Source organism: Luteibacter sp. (assembly GCF_009912395.1).
GTDB lineage: Bacteria > Pseudomonadota > Gammaproteobacteria > Xanthomonadales > Rhodanobacteraceae > Luteibacter.
Genome location: NZ_WNDO01000005.1, coordinates 58,503 through 75,025 on the forward strand (window position 1 = coordinate 58,503; position 16,523 = coordinate 75,025).

Sequence of the window (16,523 nt, forward strand, 5' to 3'; positions counted from 1 at the left end):
GCGCTTGCGCGCGATGCCAGGCTGACGCAAGCCCCATCGCGCGCAAGCGCGCTCCTACAGGATCATTTCTTTTGTTGCTCGGGTATGAAGCGTGTGCGCACCGCTTCGGCTAGCAGGTCCGGCGGCAACAGGCCCTGGGCGATCAGGAAATCGTTGAAGGCCTTGCGGTCGAACTTGTCGCCAAGCTTGGTCTGGGTTTCCGCGCGCAGCTGCAGGATGCGCGAGTACCCGTAGAAGTACGACGTGGCCTGGCCCGGCGAGTTCAACGTGTAGCGATCCAGTTCCTGGCGGGCCATCGGCTCGGACAGGCCGACGTCGTGCACGAGGATGTCGTGCGCTCGCTCGCGGGTGACCATGCCCAGGTTGAGCATCGGGTCGAGGAAGGCACGGGCGGCGCGCAGCAGGTGCAACTGCAAGGCGATGAACTGGCCGGCCGGCGGCTCGTACGGCACCATTTCCGTCTCGGCGTAGAGCGCCCAGCCTTCGACGTTCACGCTGTTGAAGGCGAACAGGCTGCGGGTGAGCGACACGCCTTGCTCCACCATCGCCGCGAATTGCAGTTCGTGGCCCGGGCGTCCCTCGTGCGCGGTGAGCGTCCACGCCGCGGCCTCGAAGGTGAAGTCGTCGTACATCTGCGACGTGTCGCCGTTGGCCGGCGGATTACCCGTGGTCAGCACGAAGGTGCCGCGCTGCCCCGTGTTGTTGATGAAGGGCGGCGGATCCATGTGCGGCGCGGGCGTGCGGGCGTTCTCCGCTTCCGAGGCCAGGCGCATCGCGAGCTGGCGCTTGGGCAGCTCGACGATGCGCTGCTTGCGGATGATGTCCTCGATCTTGCCGATCACCGTGTGGTAGGTCGGCTCGACCTTGTCCTTGGGCAGCTGTTTCTTCTTCAACGCCTTGAGCACGTCGCGGTAGTCGCCGTCCGGCAGGCCTTCGGCCTTCGCCACCACGGGAGCGAGCGATTGCAGAGCGTAGGTGGTCTCCATGAATTCGAGCTGCGCGCGGCCGATCAGGTCACGCGGCGAGATATCCAGGCCCACCTGCTCCAGGTTGTACGCGTAGAGCGGTTCCGGCAGGCGGAAGTCGGTGCGCGCGCGGGGCAGTACGGTCTGCTTCACCCAGGCATTGTAGTCCTTGAGCTGCTGGTCGAGCTTGGCCATCGCAGCGTCGCTGCCGGCGACCTTCTTGTCCGCGAACAGCTTGCGGATACCGTCGACATAGCGCTGCGTGTTGCCGAGCTTCTGTTCCACGTCGGCTTTGACCGGGCCCAGCAGCGCCTTGTCGCCCAGGGCGGCGGTGGTACGCGCGCGGGCCTGGTCCACCAGGGCGGTGCAGCCCGGGGTGATGCCGGTGTAGCACTGCAGGCGGCCGAGCGCGGCCTTGTTCTGTTCCGGCGTGCTCTCGGCATTCAGCAGGGAGAATTCGCCGCTGAAGACGATCTGGCCGGCGTCGAACCAGGGCAGGAGATACTTGTCGTTGAGGTCGATCCCCTTGATGTTGCCGTCGATCTGCTTGATCAGAATCTGCAGGTCCTGGTGGACGTTGGGGTCCTTTTCCTCGGCCAGGCGCGCGGAGAGCTTCTGCTTCGCGTCGACCAGCGCGGCACGCTGGCGCTTTTCGGCGTCGGCGCTGAGGTCGGCGATCTTCTCGTCGTAACCCTTGATGCCGATGTCGGTCGCCGATTCGGGGCTGAATCGCGCGGTGATGTCCAGCAGTATCTGCGCGTCAGCGTTGCTGCGGGCGATCCAGGCCGGCTGCGCGGGCGCGGCGTGAAGGCTGCCGACCGCGAAGGTCACGGCGGCGGCAAGGGTGAGTCGTCGGAACATGGAGGTCTCCCCGGTGGAATCGCAGGGAGACTAGCCCCAGCGGCACGCTGCCGCCAATGGTCCTTCCGGGGGATCAGCTGAAAAGCAGCGCCACGCAGGCCATGCCGATCATGAGGAAGGAGATCACGACCTTGGCGATGATCCCCAGCAGCATGCCGATCCAGGTGCTCACGCCGACGTGGGCGGAGCGCAGGACGCTTTGCCCGGACCACAGCTCGCCCACCATCGCGCCGATGAACGGGCCGAGGAGCAGGCCGGGGATGCCGAAGAACATGCCCACCACCGTCCCCGCGCCAGCGCCCCACAGCGCGCGCGGACTGGCGCCGATGCGCTTGGCGCCCAGCGAGGCCGAGACGAAATCCAGGCCGACGCCGATCGCGCCCGCGACGCCGATCGCCACCAGCCAGCCCCAGCCCAGGTGCCGGTATTCGTCCACCGCCGCGGCGAGCCAGATACCCCCGAAGATCATGGGAATACCCGGCAGGACCGGCAGGATCGCACCCGCGACACCGCCGATGACCAACACCGCCGAGAGCAGGTAGAGGGCGATCTCCATCAGCGGAAGGCCTCTCGGTACTCGGGCTTGAGGTACGCGGAAAACGCGTCACTGGGCACGTCCACCGCCTGCGGCCCGGCCGAATAGGCCGCCACCTGGTAGGGCGGGAAGATCAGCGTGACGCCGTGGGCCTTGTCGTCGGGGCCTGTCAGCAGGCTGAAGACCCGGAAATGATCCTTGCCGGGTGTCGTGCCCTGGTCGATCTGCTGGCTGTCCGACGCCAGGGGTTCGTCCTCGTCGTCCAGTGCGCCGATGAGTTGGCGGCGGGCCTCGGTGGCGAAGGCGCCCTCGGCGGCGTCGGGGTCGGTGAAGAGATCGCGCAGGTGCACCACGCGCTGCTCGTCGAGGTCGAACGTGAAGCTGTCCACGATAGGCGCCGGGTGCGCGCCGCCGGTGAAGGCCGAGCCGTCCACCTGCACGTTGATGAAGCGGTCCGTGCGCGAGGCGACGGCGATGTCCAGGTTGAGGTCCCAGGGCAGCTCGCGGGCACGCTCGTGCGCGCCGGGCTGGTCGAGGCTGGCGAGGAAGCTGCGCTTTTGTCCGTCCACGTACCGGTCGATCGCCGTGCGCAGGGGCGCGGCCCGCTCGGGCAACTGGGGAAGCGTCACTTCCACGGTATAGAGGCCTTCATGGCTCGATTGGGTATCCTTGTCGACACTCGTCCGGGTGGACGGTGGCGTATCAGCGCCGTTCGTCCGGTCGGCACCATCGCGGCAGGCGGCAAGCCCGGCGGTGGCAAAGACCAGCGACAGGATGTGTCGCACCAGCATTTCGACTTATCTTCCTGCAAGGTCGGCATCTTAGCGTAGCCGTCGCGCAGCGGAGAGGATGTCAACGAAACGAAGGAACACCGTGTACGACGCGATGACGGAAACCGTCACCCTGCTCAAGGCCGACGAACTCGGTCGGATCGAACGCGTGGAGCGCGACGGCCAGGTGGTGATTCGCCGCGATATCGCCGCGGCCCGCTGGTGGGCGCGTGGTTTCGCGCGACGTGCCGCGGCCCGCGAAGCGCGGGCCCTGGCCCGTCTCGATGGCATCGACGGCGTGCCGCGCCTGCTGGCCTGGAACGGACGCGTGCTGGAGCGCAGCTACATGGCCGGCCTGCCCATGCAGCAGGGCCAGCCGCGCGATGCGGCCTACTACCGCGATGCCCTGCGCCTGCTCGCGACGCTGCATCGCCGGGGCATCGTGCACAACGACCTCGCCAAGGAGCCCAACTGGCTCGTACGCGAAGACGGCTCCCCGGGCCTGGTGGATTTCCAGATTGCCTGGACGCGCGGCCGGCGTGGCGCCCTGTTTCGCCTGCTGGCGCGCGAAGACCTCCGCCACCTGCTCAAGCACAAGCGCACGTACATCGCCGACAGGCTCTCGATGCGGCAAAAGGCCATCCTCGCGCAGCCCGCGCCGCATTCGCGCCTGTGGCGCGCGACGGGCAAGCGCCTTTACAAGCTGATCGCGCGGAAGATATTCGGGTACTGGGACAACGAGGGGCAGGGCCGCATACGCCGCTGACACGCGGTTTCTGTAGGAGCGCGCTTGCGCGCGATCGCGCGCAAGCGCGCTCCTACAGTCTCATTTCTCGACGAACGCTCGCTCGATCACGTAATCGCCCGGCTCACGCGTGCGCGGCGAGGCCTGGAAGCCTTCGCCATCGAGCAGCACGCAGATGTCCTCGAGCATCGAGGGGCTGCCGCACAGCATCACGCGGTCTTCCGCCGGGTTGATCTGCGGCAGGCCGGTGGCGCGGGCCATCTCGCCGTCGGCGATGGCATCGGTGATGCGGCCACGATTGCGGAACGGTTCGCGGGTCACCGTCGGGTAGTAGACGAGCTTCTCGCGCACCAGGTCGCCCAGGTACTCGTGGTTCGGCAGCTCGTTCTCGATGTAGTCGGAGTAGGCCAGGTCGTTGACGTGGCGCACGCCGTGGGCGAGCACGATGGTGTCGAAGCGCTCGTAGGTTTCCGGATCGCGGATGATCGACATGAAGGGCGCCAGGCCCGTGCCGGTGCCCAGCAGGTAAAGACGCTTGCCGGGCTTGAGGTCGTTGAGCACCAGCGTGCCGGTAGGCTTGCGGCTGACGATGACCGGGTCGCCGGGCTTGAGGTGCTGCAACCGCGAGGTGAGCGGGCCGTCCTGCACCTTGATGCTGAAGAACTCCAGGTGCTCCTCGTAATGCGCGCTGGCGATGGAATAGGCGCGCATGAGTGGGCGTCCGTCGACTTCCAGGCCGATCATGACGAAGTGGCCGCTCTCGAAGCGGAAGCCGGGATCGCGGGTGGTGCGGAAGCTGAAGAGCGTGTCGTTCCAGTGGTGCACGTCGATGACGTGCTCGGTCGCCAGTGCCACCATGGTTTGCTTGAACCTCGGATACGAAAAGGGTTGGGCCATCGCGCGACGCGCTGGCCTCGTGGTCGGCTGGGGAAGCGGCCCGTGGGCCGCGCTGCCTCGCGCGTCGCGCCGCACCCCCTGTAGGGACGCGGGCGGATAGCGCCAAGGATACCACCAGGCGTGTCCCGCGGCCGGACGTGGCGTCTCGCGGTGGTCTAAGATCGGCTGACACCCACTTCAAGGACGGCGACCGCATGCCCCGACCCGAGTACGCCCTCAACCAAGCCTGGACCTACCACGCGCGTCCCGGGGAGGACGCCTCCCGACTGATGATCCGTCGGATCGACATCGAGCCGGAAGACGGCGAGATCTTCCATGTCTCCCTCCTGGGCGTGAAGCTCCGCAACCACCGGGTACCTGGTGGGCTCCAGCCGGCGATGCACCATGCGGTCATGACTCGCGCAGCGCTGAATGAAAGCGTCGTGGAGATGATCGGCGAAGCCGATGCCGACGAAGCCTGGAAGGACGGCTACGCCGTCTGGCGGCAGGCTTACGACAACGGTGACGCCGGAGTCTTCGATATCCCTGCCGAGAAGATCCTCGGCTACATCGAGCAGGTCGTGGCCGCTTCCGGGGAAGCGCATTGATGGGCCGCTTGTTCGTTGTGGCCTTCTGTTTGCTGCTGACCGCGTGCGCCCACACGCCGCCCGTTCCGAAAACGGAGGCGTCCAAGGACGGGCAGGTGAGCTACGAGGCGTTGCCGGCAGGCGCGGAAGGCAGGTACAAGATCGAAGCGAACCAGAGCAGTTTCGGCGCGCAGATCATGTCCAGGAACCCGCCGATCTATCCTCCGGGCCTGGTCGCCGAGAACCTACCGCCAGCCACGATCCGTGCGAAGGTGATCGTCGATGGCGACGGGAAGGTCTCCGAAGTGCGTGACCTCGATCCGCAAGGCGATGCCCATCATGAAGCGTTTCTGGCCGCCTGCCGCGAGGCTGCGTTGCGCTGGACATATACGCCGATGACCATCGTTCAGGATCACGAAGGCCCCAACGGCCAGATCACCCAGACGCGTCATACGGTCCCCTTCAGCCTCGACTACGCCTTTCATTTCGAACTGAAGGACGGCGTGCCGACCGTTTCGTCGGACCGCTGAAAAAAAGAGCGCCCGGCTTCGACGCATTCGGCCGGGGAGGGGCCGGATGCGTCGTAAGGGGGCGCAAGTCACACAGGGATGGGGTGGTCGTGCCGGGACGTCAGAAGTCGTAAGTGACGGCCAGGCGCGCGTAGCGAGGGGTCTGCACGTAGATGGGGACGCCGAAGATCGGATTCGGTGTTTGCGGTGCGTCCTCGCTCGACGGCCAGCGGTACGTGGCGCGTTGCTGATTGAGCACGTTGAACACGTTGGCCGAGAACGCCAGTTTCTGTTCCGCCCAGTTCGGGCGATAGGTCAACCCGAGGTCGAGCTGGAACGTCCAGGGCAGGCGACCCTGCGATCCTGGCGGTGCAGGTTGGCCATTGCAGAAGTGGTATGTGCTTCCGTAGCTCTCCGGGTTGCTATGGTCTTCGCCGTAGTAGCTGAGGCAGACCTTCGGCGAGCCCGATATCGCCTGGAAGTTGCCGGAGAGTTGCCATTCCGGAGCGAACTGCCAGTAGCCGTACATCTTGAGCTGGTGTGTGTGGTCGTTACCGAGTACGCCATTGGAGTAATCCATGACGTAGCGGTTGTCCCAGTCCACGCTTCCGGCCGCGCCCGACTGGCGCGTATCGGTACGCGCCTGCCCTTCCGAGTCACCGTACGAGCGTGAGAAAACATAGTCGATCTTGCCGTACCAGACACCGTCGAAGGTGTGTTCCAGGAATCCTTCGAGGCTGTAATACCTGCGCTTGACGGCCGGGAAGCCCATTTCTTCGCGGCTCAATGGCACGGAGAAGGCCTGTCCGTTGTTATCGATGAGGGTGAAGGTGTTGGCTGCACCGCCGTTGATGAGATAACAGCTGTTGCTGCTGCCGATGGTATGCCCAAGGGCGGTCGCCTTGTCAGTCACCAGCCCCACGTCGCAGAAGTCGTCGATCACGCTGCGCAGGATGCGCTGGGTTGCCTTCGCGCCATATACCCAGTGATCGCCGAACGACTTGTCGAAGCCGAGGATGAACTCGTCCTGGTGTTCCGCCTTGAGATTCTTGCCAGCCACGGTGCGTGGATCCGGCGGGATACCGTAGGAGTTGTTGCCCGATACCGGGCCGCTGATCTGGGTGAGTCCAGTCGGTGCGCCCGTGGCGGCATCGATGCCTGAGTATGTGTAGTACTGCTGGGTGTCGGTGTAGCCCGCCGCAGCGCCGGTCGCAGGGTTGAGCGGGAGACCGAGGTAATAGCGGCCGGCGTTGGCGAACACCTTGAACGAACCGTCACCGTTGACGTCCCATGAGGCACCAAGGCGCGGCGCCCATTGGGGCTTGGTCTGCTTGATGAACGGCTTGCCAAACTGGTTGTAGTCGGTGAACTGGTCGTTGCGCAAGCCGATCGAGAGCAGCCACTGATCGGTGAGCTGCCATTTGTCCTCGATGTACTGCGCGCGCTGGGTCGAACGTACGTTGACCCGGTTGCCCACCACATGCCGGTAGACGTAGTAACCGTTCTGGCCGTTCGGGAAGTCAGCTGGCGCCGGTACGAAATTGCGTCCGGCATCCTTGGAGATCGGCTGGTCGGGATGATCCGTGTGTCCGTAATCCCAGGAGTAACCCGGGCCTGGGCTCATGTCGCCGAAGTCCTTGACGCGGGACACGACATTGTCGATGCCTACCGAAATCGTGTGGTTACCCGCGACATAGGACACGTCGAAGCGGAAGTTGTTGGACGTGTTTCCCCGGCCTGGCGAACTGATATTGCCCACCTGGTTGTTGCTGATGTAATGACCGCCGTTGAGCGCCGGATTCTGCTTGGGAGCATCGTCGATACGGGCCAGCGTCGGATCGTAGTTGGTGGCCTGGTCGTAGTTCGTCGAATCCATCTTGCCGTACATGGCACTGATGGTGAGGTTATCGGTGATGTAGCCGGTGTACTTGGCGACGTAGAGGTTGCCGCCTGTCTTGGTGTTATTGGCGTCGCCGATCCGATCGGTCCGCAACCGATTGACGTAGTCGTAGTTGTATCGTGTCCCCGAGCCCTCGCGTTTGTCGCCGGCACCGGTCAGTTCGAGGATGTTGCTATCGGTAATGTTCCAGTCGATCTTGCCGTACCAGCGGGGCGATTCGTAGTTGTTGGTGGATGCCGGTGGATTGGAACCCACGCTGTTGACGTTGCGCAGGCCCACCTTTTCGAACTCACCCGCGACGAAGAAGAACAGCTTGTCCTTGATCAACGGGCCGCCTGCGTATGCGCTGACCGTCGTCGTCCACTGACGGTTTTCGCTCTTGGGCTGGTACAGATCGCCAGCGGGCGCGGAGCCCGGCGTGGCGTAGTAATGCAGGTCGGAGTAATGCGAGCGAGCGAAGGCCGGCTCCCAGAGCACCTGTGCGCCGAAGTGCCATTCGTTGCTGCCGCGCTTGCCCACCTGGTTGATCACGCCGCCGTCGGAGCGGCCGTACTGGGCGCTGTAGCCGCCGGTGTAGACCTCCTGCTGGTCGATCGCGCCGTAGGGCAGCTGCAGGCCACCCAGGGCGTTGAGTGGGTCGGTCGTGTTGAAGCCGTTGACGTAGTAGGCGTTCTCATTCGCCGCCGCGCCGCCGAAGCTCGCCACCGAGCGGCCGGTGTCGCTCTGGAAGTTCGCGCCGTTGTTCACCACGCCAGGCGCCAGTCGCGCGATCGCTTCGGCGCTGCGGCCCAGGGGCAGCTTGGCGAGCTGCTGCGACGTGATGACGGTGCGCGAGTCGACGCTGGTGACATCGATGCTGGGCAGCGCGGTGCCCGTGACCGTGACGCCCGTCAGGCTCGTCGCGTTGCCGGCGCTCGCGGCGGGGGCCGCGAAGGACACGTCGGTGCTCGTGCCGACGCGCAGGTCGATGTTCTTCCGGGTATCCACCGTGGCGCCGTCGCGGACGAGGCTCACGGTGTAGGTGCCCAGCGGAAGCTGCGATACCGCATAACGGCCGCGTGCATCGACCGGTACCTCGCGGCGGAAGCCGCTGCCGCTCTCGATGACGATGCTCTGGTTGTCCCCGGCAGGCACGCTGCCATTGAGGCCACCGGTGGTGGACTGTGCGTGCACGGCGCTTGCGCCGGCCAGACAGGTACAGATGGCGAGCGCGAGTGCGCTCCTCCGCGTATGACGCTGCTTGTTCATGTGCTCCCCAGGAATGTCGGTGCCACAAAAAGACGCAAGCGGTGACGTGCGACGAAGGCCCTTCGCCATCCGCGGCGAGCCCCGTCCCCCGTCGTTCGTCACCTGTCCATTTGCCTCGATCCAAATCGATCTCCCCAACGATTTACATGAGCACTCGGGCGATGTCCAGACCTCGATGAAGGCCCCCATATGGACGTCCAATTGAAAGTTGTCGATGTCGCGATGCAGCAGAAAACCGCGTAACTATGGGTATTTTCGGCTATTGATGGCCTCGGCCGCAGCAAATGGCCTGGCTTGAAAGAGACCGTCCGATGCGCTGTCCCGGGATGTCGACGAAGCACGTCGAGGTGGCGTTTTTGTGACGTGGTTTGGATCGAGGCAAGTCTCGTGCCATGTCCAGGTAGGTCGGCCGCAGGGGTAGGACCTATCCGGCGATCGTCGATAAGGGACGGAGACACTGCGACGACTCGTCGCAATGCTGAACGAGACGGGGAATCCCATTGGGAAACCGGGCCTTAGCCCAAATGGCCGCCATGTTGGCGAAATCCGGGCTTGCCAGCGCACGTCAAGACCCTAGACTAGGCGATTATCGCGTAGGGGGCGGAACAGGCGGGCATGAAGATCGATGGCGGTAGCGGTAAGCGCGCCGAACCGGTGATGCTCAGCGAAGCCGCCGAACGCCTGCGCAATCCGCGGATCGACCGTATCGTGGCGAGCTTCCGCGAGTATCGCGTTTCGCTGATGCGTGCCGTGATCCTCGGTTTCATCGTGGTGTGGACGGCGGCGTGGTTGCATGGTCCGGAGCCCATGGCGCTGGAAGCCCACAGGGTGTTCCCCCTCGCTGGCGGCCTGTTCCTCACGGCCACCCTGTGGATGCTCTGCATGCACGCGGCGCCGCAATTGCGCCGCAGCCAGGTCGTGGACGCCATCGGCTCGGTGGCCAATTACGTCATCGTCGGGGTGCTGCTCAAGGCAGCCTTCATGTTGGTCATCACCCTGACCGCGGTGCTGCCCTTCCTTTCGGTCACGGTCGGTGTCCGCTACAGCCGCAAGGCGTTTGCTGCGAGCGTCGTCGCCTCGGTGGCCGTGCTGGCGATCAGCGCGCCCGATGGGTATTGGCTGTCGCGCCCGGCATACGCGCTGTACGCCCTGGCCCTCGTGGTCGTGCTACCGATGACGCTGTATCGCCTGATGGATGCGCTGCGCGAGGTGTCGTCCGAAGCGATCGCCTCGCGAGAGGCGCAGCATCGCTTCATCTCGATGATGAGTCACGAGATGCGTACGCCGCTCAGCACGGTGATCCATTCCGCGTCGCTGATCGACACATCGGTGATGAATGACGATCAGCGCCGCTTGGTCGCGCTGCTGGCGTCCAACGCCAACGCCCTCCTGCATCGCGTGAACGCCGTGCTGGATGTTGCCTCGTTCGCCGGCGGGCGGTTCAACCTGCGCCACCAGCCGTTCGGCTTCGACGAGGTGCTGGAGACCGTGGGCGCGGTCTGCCGTCCGCATGCGGCCGAGAAGCGCCTTGCCTTCACGCTGTCCCGCGACGCGTCGGTGGAAGGCGTGTTCAGCGGCGATCCCGGGCGAATCGAACAGGTGTTGTCCAATCTGGCGTCCAACGCGGTCAAGTTCACGCCGCCGGGCGGTTCGGTCGATGTGCGGATCGAGCTCAGCGAAGGCATCGGGGGCCGCGATCCGACCATCACCTGCACGGTGAGCGACACCGGCATCGGCATCGCCGATGCGGACAAGGCCCGCATCTTCGATCCGTTCCACCAGATCAGCGCGGGCGAGAGCCGACGCCAGGAAGGTGTGGGCCTGGGCCTCTACATCGTGCGCAACGTCTCCGAGCAGATGCAGGGCCATCTCGACGTGGCCGACAATCCGCTGGGCGGCACCGTGTTCACCTGGCGCTTCACCCTGCCGCGCGCCGCCGAGGGCGCGCGCAGTGTGGCGGACATGCCCCTGGTGGACCTGCTCGACGACCATCGGGGCCGCGTCGCGTCGCAGCGTTGCCTCGTCGTGGACGACAACGCGGCCAATCGCGAGATCGTCGGCCGCATCCTCCAGCGCGCCGGCCACCAGACCACGTTCAGCGCCAGCGGCGACGAGGCCCTGGCCTGCCTCGCCGCGCAGGATTTCGACCTGATCTTCATGGATCTGCACATGCCGGGCAGTTCCGGTTGGGACGTGTTGGGTCGCATCGACGCCGCACGGCGCACGGAAGTCGTCCCGCCCATCGTGATGCTCAGTGCGGACTCCAGCCACGATGCCGTGCGCATCGCCTTCAAGGCGGGCGCGCGGGCCTACCTCACCAAGCCCATCGCGGCCCAGCGCCTGCTGGACGTCATCGAGTCGATCGCCGAGGAACGCCGGCTGGAAGACACCGCGCGGGCCTGGCAGACCGTGCCCGAAGTGCGCACCGCCGAGGCCCAGGCACCTTCGCCGCTGGACGAAATGCGCGTGCTGGCCAGCGACGAGGAGTTCGCCAGCTTCGTCGACCTGTGCGTGCGCGCCACGGGCACGCACATCGACGCCTTGCGTAGCGCCATGTTCTGCCACGACATCACGGCCGCCTCCGAGGCCATTCACTCCCTGCGCAACGTGTTGGGCAACCTTGGTCTGCCGGGCGGTTCGCGGGTCTGCGATGACCTGTCGGTGCTGGTGGACGCCGGCGGCGACATGCATGCCGCCCACCTGGAGCTGGATACGCTCTCGCGTTCGGTCTATCGCTTCGCGGACCTGCAAGCCATGCGTACGCGCTCGGCGGAGGGTGCGGGCGCTTGAACGGGCTGGACGACCTCGCCGCCGCTATCGATGCCGGCGAGCGACAGGTCGCCACGCTCAAGCCCGACAACGAGGCCCGCGTCGTCTTCCAGGGCGCTTTGCCCCATCGTCGCCGCCCCCTTGCCGTCGTCTACCTGCATGGGTTCACGGCAAGCCAGGCGGAAGGCGCGCCGGCCCATCGTGCCATCGCGGATGCCTGCGACGCCCACCTCTACCTTGCCCGCCTGCACGGCCACGGCAGCGACGATCCACAGGCCATGGCGGGCATCACGGCAGCGCGCTGGCGCAACGATGCCGCGGCCGCGATGGCCATCGGCCTGCGGCTCGGCGAGCGCGTGGTGCTGGTCGGCACCTCGATGGGCGCCTCGCTCGCGCTCGACCTGGCGGCAACGCATGGTGACGCGGTGGCCGCGACCATCGTCTGGTCACCGGGTATCCGCGTGCACGATCCCGACCAGTTGCGCATGGCGACCACGCTCCAGGGCGCGGTGCCGGCGCAGGGCGAGCGCAGCGACTTCCAGCGGCGCTACTGGTCGTCGATGATCCATACCGATGGCTATCGAGCCATCGCCCACTTGTTCGAAGAGCGCATGCGTCGCGAGCGCCTGGCCCGGATCGCCGGCCCTGTCTTCATGGGCGTGTGGGACGGCGGCGAGGGCGATCGCGACACGCTGACCTCGGTGCTCGCGATGCGCGAGGCCTTCGCGTGGCTGGGCACGCCAGCGCAAGAGCGTGTGCTGGTCGCCTACGACCATGCGGCGCATGTGCTGGCGTCGCCGCAACGATCGCCGGCCGCCGGACGGGTACTGGCCGATACGCTCGCGTTCCTGCGCAGGATAGACCTTGCCGGCTGAGCATTTTTAGCCGCGACGCCGGGCGTCCGGCGGGTTATCGTTGGGCCACACCGTATGGGAAAGGACATGCGTCACCTGCTGCGCGCGATGGCCAGGTCAGGGATCGTCGGGCTAGCATTGTGGGGCTGGCTGGTGTCCGCGTGGGCGTCCGACAGCCGTGAGCGCACTATCGACCAGTTCTTCCATACGGCATGGACGGTGCGCGAAGGGGCACCCGGGCAGGTCACGGCGCTGGCCCAGTCGACCGACGGCTATCTCTGGCTGGGCACCCTCAGCGGCCTGTATCGCTTCGACGGCGTGCGCTTCGAGCGCTACCGCCCGCATGGCAGCGACTTTCTCGCCTCGGCCATTTCCACGCTGTACGCCCCTCCATCGGGTGGCCTCTGGATCGGCTTCCGCTATGGCGTGATCTCCTACGTCGCGCCCGATGGACGCGCGACGCACTACGCCGCCGGGTCGGGGCTGCCCACCGCCACGGTCTACGGCATCGCCGGTACGCCGGATGGGCGTATCTGGGCCGCCACGTTCAGCGGCCTGGTGCAACTGGATCATGGCCGCTGGCATACCGTCAGCCCCGTCATGGGCCTGCATGGCGCGCGTGCCCGCAACCTTGCCGTGGATCGCGAGGGCCGCCTGTGGGTGGCCACCGAACGGGCGCTGGAGTGGCTGCCCAACGGCGGCCAGCATTTCATCGTCGCCACGACGGATGTCGGGCGGATCAATCGCATTGCCGAGGCACCCGATGGCACGATCTGGGTGGCGGAAGCGGATGGCGGCGTGCGTCCGGCCTGGGCCGGCGATCGCAACCCCGACGACATGGGACCGGTGCTGCGCCTGTCGTCGGCAGGCTTGCTGTTCGATCGCGACGGCGCCTTGTGGATGCCGACACTCGGTGACGGGATCCGGCGCGTGCCTTACGTGCGCGACCTGCCTCGCCAGGTCATCGATGCCAGCGGCACCGTGGCGCAACGCTTCGTCGAGCACGATGGCCTGTCGTCGGATGCCGCGGATGCGGTGATCCAGGATCGCGAGGGCAACATCTGGATTGGCGGCACGGGTGGTCTCGATCGGTTTCGGGTCAGTCGCCTCGAGCCCGCACCCACGGTACCGGGCGCCTCGGATTTCGCGATCGTCGCCGCGAAGGGGCATGGCATCTGGGCCGGCACGAAGAACCGGCCCCTGGCCCGTATCGAGCCATCGCACCTGCAAGCCAGCACGTTCACCAGCGCGATCACCGCCACGTCGCGCGATGCGGATGGCATCTGGCTGGCGGGACCGGAAGGCGTATGGCGGATCACCGACGCCGATCCGGTGCCGTTCGCCGACCTGCCATCGCCGCAGTACACCGGCGTGCAGGCGATCGAGAGCGATGGGCACGGCGGCGTGTGGTTGTCCATCAACCGCCCCGGCCTTTACCACTACACCGGTGGACGCTGGACCTTCGATACCTTGCCTGCCCTGGCTAACGACCCATCGCCCCTGGTCCTGCACCGCGACGGCGCGGACCGCCTGTGGATGGGCTTCGCGCGCAACACGCTGCTCGTACGCGACGGGGCGCACGATCGCCTGCTCGGCCCGGCCAACGGCGTGGCGATCGGCAACGTCACCGCCATGCTGGAAGACCATGGCGCCATGTTGCTGGGTGGCGAACTGGGCCTTGCCGCGGTGGTCGGCCAGGACGTGCGCGACCTGCATACCGATAGCGAACCGCTGCGCGGGATCACCGGCATCGTCCGGGACGGTCGCGGCGATATCTGGCTGAACAGCGCACAGGGCGTGGGCCGCATCGCGGGCGCCGACATGCGTCGCGCGGTCCGCGAGCCGTCGTACCGCCCCCCCGTGGAGCTGTTCGACTGGCTCGATGGCCTACCCGGTACGCCGTCGCAATTCCGGCCGTTGCCCAGCGCCGTCGTCGCCGACGACGGCAGGCTCTGGTTCGCGACGACCAGCGGTATCGTGTCGATCGATCCCACCGACGTGCCGCACAACACCTTGCCGCCGCCGGTGCATATCCAGTCCGTGTCGACCGACATGGGCACCTGGCCCACGATGGTGCCCGTCCACCTGCCGCCACGCACCGAGCGTCTTCGCATCGCCTATACCGCGACAAGCCTGGGCATGCCCGAGCGCGTGCGCTTCCGCTACCGGCTGGAAGGGCTGGATACGCGCTGGCGTGACGCAGGGACGGAGCGCGAGGCGATCTACACCGATCCGCCGCCGGGACACTACGTGTTCCGGGTGACGGCCGCCAACGAGGATGGCGTATGGAACGAGCAGGGCGCCGAACTGCCCATCGACATCGCGCCAGCGTTCTACGAAGCGTGGTGGTTCGCGCTGTTGTGCGTTATCGCCGCCGTGGCGGCGCTCGCCGTCGCCTACCTCGCACGCGTGCAGCGGATCAAGGCGAGCCTTCGCGAACGCCTGCAAGAGCGTCACGCCGAACGCGAACGGATTGCCCGCGACCTGCATGACACCTTGCTGCAAAGCATCCAGGGCCTGTCCATGCGCTTCCAGGCCATCGCCAATCGCGTGCCGGAAGGCGATGTGTTGCGCAACGCGATGGAGCAGGCGCTGGATCGCGCGGAGGACGTACTGGTGGAGGCGCGCGACCGCGTTCGCGGACTGCGCGCGCATGCGGTGGATTCGCGTGGCCTCACGATCGCGTTGCGCGAGCTGGCCTCCGCGTACGCGGAGGAACACACGGTGCCGATCGCCGTCGATGCGCGCATCGATACCTCGGGTATGGATCACGCCGTGCGCGACGAACTCTATGGCATCGCCCGCGAAGCGCTGCACAACGCCGTCGCGCATGCGGACGCCAGTCGTATCGACGTGGTGCTCGGTGTCGAGGGGCGCGATCTCGCCTTGCATGTCTGCGATGATGGGCGCGGCATGGACGAGACGATGTTGCGCGAAGGGCGCGATGGCCACTGGGGCTTGCGAGGTATTCGCGAGCGCGCGGTCACCATGGGCGCCGTGCCCTCGATCACCTCGCGCCTGGCGGGCGGCACGGTGGTGACGATACGCGTGCCGATGGAGCGCGCCTTCCCGGGTCGCGGCCACTGGCTGCGCCGCCGTTTCCGGCGGCGCGAACCCTGAAGTTCAGCGGCCGCGCGATGCGGCCACCACCTCCGCGAGGTCGGTATCGGCGATCCGGAAGACCTCGAAGACGCCGAGTTGTTCCATCGCGGGCACCAGCGCGAGCGCGTCTTCCAGCGCAGCAGCGCGCGCGGCGGCGTCGCTGGCCGGGTCGGTGAGCACCCGCGCGTTCACGATGAAGGCACCGATCGTGCCCTTGCGTACGGTGACGCCGGCGAGCTCGAAGCTGTTCACGTCGTCGGGAAGGATGTCCTGGGGTTTCATGGTGGGGAATCTCCGGTGGGGTGGACATAGCGTGACGCGGGCACGCTTGGCTCGCGCCCGTGTTCGCGCCAGACTTCGTCGCGTGCACGCCAATCCGCCCCCGCCGCTCATGACGCTTCCCGATGCCGCGGGCGGTCACTGGCTGAGCGCGTGGTGGAGCGTCGTGCCGCAGATGCGCGACACCGGCATGCACGCGCATCCCCACGGACAGGTGTTCGGCACCACGCGCGGCCTGCTGAGCGTGGCCACGCAAGCCGCCCGCTGGCTGATTGGGCCGGGGCAGGCCATCTGGCTTCCTCCCGGCGTGGCGCATGCGGCCTACTCGCATGGCGAGCTGACCGGATTCAGCCTCTACGTGCTGCCCGGCGAAGGGCGCGAGCTGCCTGGCGAGACTTTCCTCGCCGAGGTCTCGCCGTTGTTCCTCACCCTCGTCGAGCGGATCGCCCAGTGGGGCGGCGAAGGCGAATGGACGGTGCGGCGCGAACGCCTGGCCGCCACGTGCTGGGACGAATGAACGGAC

The 16,523-nt window shown here is 66.6% G+C and carries 13 protein-coding genes; 7 read left to right on the plus strand and 6 right to left on the minus strand.

From position 1 onward, the window contains the following. Positions 1-62: 62 nt before the first annotated feature. From GAK28_RS06890 to GAK28_RS06900, 3 genes are all read right to left on the minus strand, one after another. Positions 63-1,826, minus strand: coding sequence for a DUF885 domain-containing protein (locus tag GAK28_RS06890; protein ID WP_291776511.1), 1,764 nt, complete (start codon positions 1,824-1,826; stop codon positions 63-65). Positions 1,827-1,899: 73 nt separating this feature from the next. Next, on the minus strand, positions 1,900-2,382 hold the full coding sequence (locus tag GAK28_RS06895) for a DUF456 domain-containing protein (RefSeq protein WP_291776512.1): 483 nt from the start codon (positions 2,380-2,382) through the stop codon (positions 1,900-1,902). Continuing rightward, the gene (locus GAK28_RS06900) at positions 2,382-3,152 is read right to left on the minus strand and encodes a DUF3298 and DUF4163 domain-containing protein (protein WP_291776513.1); all 771 of its coding nucleotides are present in this window, start codon (positions 3,150-3,152) and stop codon (positions 2,382-2,384) included. The genes GAK28_RS06895 and GAK28_RS06900 overlap by 1 nt, the downstream gene beginning before the upstream one ends. A 94-nt stretch (positions 3,153-3,246) precedes the next feature. On the opposite strand from GAK28_RS06900, the gene GAK28_RS06905 reads away from it, so the two are divergent. After that, positions 3,247-3,897: an RIO1 family regulatory kinase/ATPase gene (locus GAK28_RS06905; protein ID WP_291776767.1), complete on the plus strand. Its 651-nt coding sequence runs from the start codon at positions 3,247-3,249 to the stop codon at positions 3,895-3,897. A gap of 60 nt (positions 3,898-3,957) precedes the next feature. Here the strand turns inward: GAK28_RS06905 and GAK28_RS06910 are convergent, their stop codons facing one another. Then, a complete protein-coding gene (locus GAK28_RS06910) occupies positions 3,958-4,734 on the minus strand; it encodes a ferredoxin--NADP reductase (RefSeq protein WP_291776514.1) in 777 nt (258 codons plus the stop codon). Between the two features lie 233 nt (positions 4,735-4,967). Here GAK28_RS06910 and GAK28_RS06915 point away from each other — a divergent pair, with 233 nt between their 5' ends. Both GAK28_RS06915 and GAK28_RS06920 read left to right on the plus strand, forming a co-directional pair. Further along, complete coding sequence (locus GAK28_RS06915) at positions 4,968-5,360, plus strand: hypothetical protein (protein ID WP_291776516.1); 393 nt, start codon at positions 4,968-4,970, stop codon at positions 5,358-5,360. Then, positions 5,360-5,869 carry a hypothetical protein gene (locus tag GAK28_RS06920; protein WP_291776518.1) on the plus strand — a complete coding sequence of 170 codons (510 nt, stop codon included), beginning with the start codon at positions 5,360-5,362 and terminating at the stop codon, positions 5,867-5,869. Before GAK28_RS06915 ends, GAK28_RS06920 begins: the two co-directional genes overlap by 1 nt. Positions 5,870-5,969: 100 nt before the next feature. Here the strand turns inward: GAK28_RS06920 and GAK28_RS06925 are convergent, their stop codons facing one another. Further along, positions 5,970-8,996, minus strand: a complete 3,027-nt coding sequence (locus GAK28_RS06925; RefSeq protein ID WP_291776520.1) for a TonB-dependent receptor — start codon at positions 8,994-8,996, stop codon at positions 5,970-5,972. 615 nt (positions 8,997-9,611) lie between these two features. Between GAK28_RS06925 and GAK28_RS06930 the strand changes: the two genes are divergently transcribed. The 3 genes from GAK28_RS06930 (at position 9,612) to GAK28_RS06940 (ending at position 15,739) form a co-directional block, all read left to right on the plus strand. Further along, positions 9,612-11,786: an ATP-binding protein gene (locus tag GAK28_RS06930; RefSeq protein ID WP_291776522.1), complete on the plus strand. Its 2,175-nt coding sequence runs from the start codon at positions 9,612-9,614 to the stop codon at positions 11,784-11,786. Next, the gene (locus GAK28_RS06935) at positions 11,783-12,640 is read left to right on the plus strand and encodes an alpha/beta fold hydrolase (protein ID WP_291776524.1); all 858 of its coding nucleotides are present in this window, start codon (positions 11,783-11,785) and stop codon (positions 12,638-12,640) included. Before GAK28_RS06930 ends, GAK28_RS06935 begins: the two co-directional genes overlap by 4 nt. A 66-nt stretch (positions 12,641-12,706) precedes the next feature. Then, the gene (locus GAK28_RS06940; RefSeq protein WP_291776526.1) at positions 12,707-15,739 is read left to right on the plus strand and encodes a sensor histidine kinase; all 3,033 of its coding nucleotides are present in this window, start codon (positions 12,707-12,709) and stop codon (positions 15,737-15,739) included. Positions 15,740-15,742: 3 nt separating this feature from the next. Here GAK28_RS06940 and GAK28_RS06945 read toward each other — a convergent pair whose 3' ends face one another. Further along, positions 15,743-16,003, minus strand: a complete 261-nt coding sequence (locus GAK28_RS06945) for a hypothetical protein (protein WP_291776529.1) — start codon at positions 16,001-16,003, stop codon at positions 15,743-15,745. 82 nt (positions 16,004-16,085) lie between these two features. Here GAK28_RS06945 and GAK28_RS06950 point away from each other — a divergent pair, with 82 nt between their 5' ends. Beyond that, positions 16,086-16,517, plus strand: coding sequence for an AraC family ligand binding domain-containing protein (locus GAK28_RS06950; protein WP_291776531.1), 432 nt, complete (start codon positions 16,086-16,088; stop codon positions 16,515-16,517). Positions 16,518-16,523 lie beyond the last annotated feature (6 nt).

Bases quoted from the DNA above. Each gene is read 5' to 3' on its own strand.
- GAK28_RS06890 (WP_291776511.1), bottom strand. From the start codon at position 1,826: ATGTTCCGACGACTCACCCTTGCCGCCGCCGTGACCTTCGCGGTCGGC.
- GAK28_RS06895 (WP_291776512.1), bottom strand. From the start codon at position 2,382: ATGGAGATCGCCCTCTACCTGCTCTCGGCGGTGTTGGTCATCGGCGGT.
- GAK28_RS06900 (WP_291776513.1), bottom strand. From the start codon at position 3,152: ATGCTGGTGCGACACATCCTGTCGCTGGTCTTTGCCACCGCCGGGCTT.
- GAK28_RS06905 (WP_291776767.1), top strand. From the start codon at position 3,247: ATGACGGAAACCGTCACCCTGCTCAAGGCCGACGAACTCGGTCGGATC.
- GAK28_RS06910 (WP_291776514.1), bottom strand. From the start codon at position 4,734: ATGGTGGCACTGGCGACCGAGCACGTCATCGACGTGCACCACTGGAAC.
- GAK28_RS06915 (WP_291776516.1), top strand. From the start codon at position 4,968: ATGCCCCGACCCGAGTACGCCCTCAACCAAGCCTGGACCTACCACGCG.
- GAK28_RS06920 (WP_291776518.1), top strand. From the start codon at position 5,360: ATGGGCCGCTTGTTCGTTGTGGCCTTCTGTTTGCTGCTGACCGCGTGC.
- GAK28_RS06925 (WP_291776520.1), bottom strand. From the start codon at position 8,996: ATGAACAAGCAGCGTCATACGCGGAGGAGCGCACTCGCGCTCGCCATC.
- GAK28_RS06930 (WP_291776522.1), top strand. From the start codon at position 9,612: ATGAAGATCGATGGCGGTAGCGGTAAGCGCGCCGAACCGGTGATGCTC.
- GAK28_RS06940 (WP_291776526.1), top strand. From the start codon at position 12,707: ATGCGTCACCTGCTGCGCGCGATGGCCAGGTCAGGGATCGTCGGGCTA.
- GAK28_RS06945 (WP_291776529.1), bottom strand. From the start codon at position 16,003: ATGAAACCCCAGGACATCCTTCCCGACGACGTGAACAGCTTCGAGCTC.